Annotated in this window: 1 protein-coding gene; it reads left to right on the top strand. The window is 52.5% G+C overall.

Going from position 1 to position 3,275, the window contains the following annotated elements:
* Nucleotides 1-42: 42 nt before the first annotated feature.
* Nucleotides 43-3,275 (top strand): hypothetical protein (locus tag KK083_RS32260; protein WP_254170286.1); only part of this gene is annotated, 3,233 nt, incomplete at its 3' end.

Genomic DNA, 3,275 nt, shown 5'->3' with positions numbered 1-3,275 from the left:
ATATTGTGTGAAGACGAAACCGCAACACTAACCGCTTCTGCAGTGGGAGGAACAGTAGGCTCAGGATATACTTACTCATGGGCACCCGCAACAGGCTTGTCAGCTACGAACGTCGCCAACCCGACTTTCACACCTCCGAACATTGCAAGCCAGACAATTTACAACTTCACAGTAACCGTTACAGACAACTTCGGTGTAGTATGTACGTCACAGAAAACCGTGAGCATCACCGTTGATCCGGTTCCGACGGGCCTTACGTTGACAGCTGCAGCTCCTAACATCTGCTACGGCACTTCAACCAATATCCAGATCGCCAGCAGCCAGAGCGGTGTCACTTACCAGCTTCGCAACGATGCTGGTGACATAGCGATCGGCTCCCCGGTAGCAGGCACAGGCGGACTGATCAACCTTCCGACAGGCAATCTGACTGCGAGCACCACCTTCAATGTACTGGCCATCACTACTGCTACAGGTTGTGATACAGAGATGAATAACACGGTTACGGTAACCGTGAACTCCCAGCTCACAGCATCGGCGGTATCAAGTGATTATATATTGTGTGAAGACGAAACCGCAACACTAACCGCTTCTGCAGTGGGAGGAACCGTAGGCTCAGGATATACTTACTCATGGGCACCTGCAACGGGCTTGTCAGCTACGAACGTCGCAAACCCGACTTTCACACCTCCGAACATTGCAAGCCAGACAATTTACAACTTCACAGTAACGGTTACGGATAACTTTGGTGTAGTGTGTACGTCACAGAAAACCGTAAGCATCACAGTAGATCCGGTTCCGACAGGTCTTACATTGACGGCTGCAGCTCCCAATATCTGCTACGGCACCTCAACTAATATCCAGATCGCCAGCAGCCAAAGCGGTGTCACTTATCAGCTCCGTAACGATGCGGGTGATGTAGCGATCGGCTCCCCGGTAGCAGGCACAGGCGGACTGATCAATCTCCCGACAGGCAATCTGACCGTGAGCACTACCTTCAATGTACTGGCCATCACCACTGCTACAGGTTGTGATACAGAGATGAACAACACGGTAACGGTGACTGTGAACTCACAGCTCACGGCATCGGCGGTATCAAGTGATTATATATTGTGTGAAGACGAAACCGCAACACTAACCGCTTCTGCAGTGGGAGGAACAGTAGGCTCAGGATATACTTACTCGTGGTCACCTGCAACGGGCTTGTCAGCCACGAACGTCGCCAACCCGACTTTCACACCTCCGAACATTGCAAGTCAGACGATCTACAACTTCACCGTAACTGTTACGGATAACTTCGGTGTAGTGTGTACGTCACAGAAAACCGTGAGCATCACAGTAGATCCGGTTCCGACAGGTCTTACGTTGACAGCCGCAGCTCCCAATATCTGCTATGGTACTTCAACCAACATCCAGATCGCCAGCAGCCAGAGCGGTGTTACTTACCAGCTCCGTAACGATGCTGGTGATGTAGCGATCGGCTCCCCGGTAGCAGGCACAGGCGGACTGATCAACCTTCCGACAGGCAATCTGACCGCGAGCACCACCTTCAATGTACTGGCCATCACCACTGCCACAGGTTGTGATACAGAGATGAACAACACCGTTACAGTGACCGTGAACTCACAGCTCACGGCATCGGCGGTATCGAGCGATTACATATTGTGTGAGGATGAGACCGCAACACTGACGGCTTCAGCTACTGGAGGAACAGTAGGCTCAGGTTATACATACTCGTGGGCACCTGCAACGGGCTTGTCAGCCACTAACGTCGCCAACCCGACTTTCACACCTCCGAACATTGCAAGTCAGACGATCTACAACTTCACAGTAACCGTTACGGATAACTTCGGTGTAGTGTGTACGTCACAGAAAACCGTAAGCATCACCGTTGATCCGGTTCCGACAGGTCTTACATTGACCGCCGCCGCTCCCGACATCTGCTACGGCACCTCGACCAACATCCAGATCGCGGGAAGCCAGGCTGGTGTCACTTACCAGCTTCGTAACGATGCGGGTGATGTAGCGATCGGCTCCCCGGTAGCAGGCACAGGTGGACTGATCAATCTCCCGACAGGCAATCTGACCGCGAGCACCACCTTCAATGTACTGGCCATCACTACAGCTACAGGTTGTGACACAGAGATGAGTAACACGGTTACGGTAACCGTGAACTCACAGCTCACAGCATCGGCGGTATCAAGTGACTATATATTGTGTGAGGATGAGACCGCAACACTGACGGCTTCAGCTACTGGAGGAACAGTAGGCTCAGGCTATACATACTCATGGGCACCTGCAACGGGCTTGTCAGCCACGAACGTCGCTAACCCGACTTTCACACCTCCGAACATTGTAAGTCAGACAATTTACAACTTCACAGTAACCGTTACAGATAACTTCAGTGTAGTGTGTACGTCACAGAAAACCGTAAGCATCACTGTAGATCCGGTTCCGACAGGTCTTACGTTGACAGCCGCAGCTCCCAATATCTGCTATGGTAGTTCAACCAACATCCAGATCGCCAGCAGCCAGAGCGGTGTTACTTACCAGCTCCGTAACGATGCGGGCGACATAGCGATCGGCTCCCCGGTGGCAGGTACAGGTGGACTGATCAACCTCCCGACAGGCAACCTGACCGCGAGCACGACCTTCAATGTACTGGCCATCACCACTGCTACAGGTTGTGATACAGAGATGAACAACACCGTTACGGTAACCGTGAACTCCCAGCTCACAGCATCGGCGGTATCAAGTGACTATATATTGTGTGAGGATGAGACTGCAACGCTAACTGCTTCGGCCACGGGAGGAACAGTAGGCTCAGGATATACTTACTCGTGGGCACCTGCAACGGGCTTGTCAGCCACGAACGTCGCCAACCCGACTTTCACACCTCCGGACATCACGAGCCAGACGATCTACAACTTCACAGTAACGGTTACGGATAACTTCGGTGTAGTGTGTACGTCACAGAAAACCGTAAGCATCACCGTTGATCCGGTTCCGACAGGTCTTACGTTGACAGCCGCAGCTCCCAATATCTGCTACGGTACTTCAACCAACATCCAGATCGCCAGCAGCCAAAGCGGTGTCACTTACCAGCTCCGTAACGATGCGGGTGACATAGCGATCGGCTCACCGGTGGCAGGCACAGGTGGACTGATCAACCTTCCGACAGGCAATCTGACGGCGAGCACCACCTTCAATGTACTGGCCATCACCACTGCTACAGGTTGTGATACAGAGATGAACAACACGGTAACGGTGACTGTGAA

The sequence above is a fragment of the Chryseosolibacter histidinae genome, from assembly GCF_018598225.1.
Classification (GTDB): domain Bacteria; phylum Bacteroidota; class Bacteroidia; order Cytophagales; family Cyclobacteriaceae; genus Chryseosolibacter; species Chryseosolibacter histidini.
The sequence above is the reverse complement of the archived record's forward strand: the minus strand, read 5'-3'. Positions and strand labels throughout refer to the sequence as shown.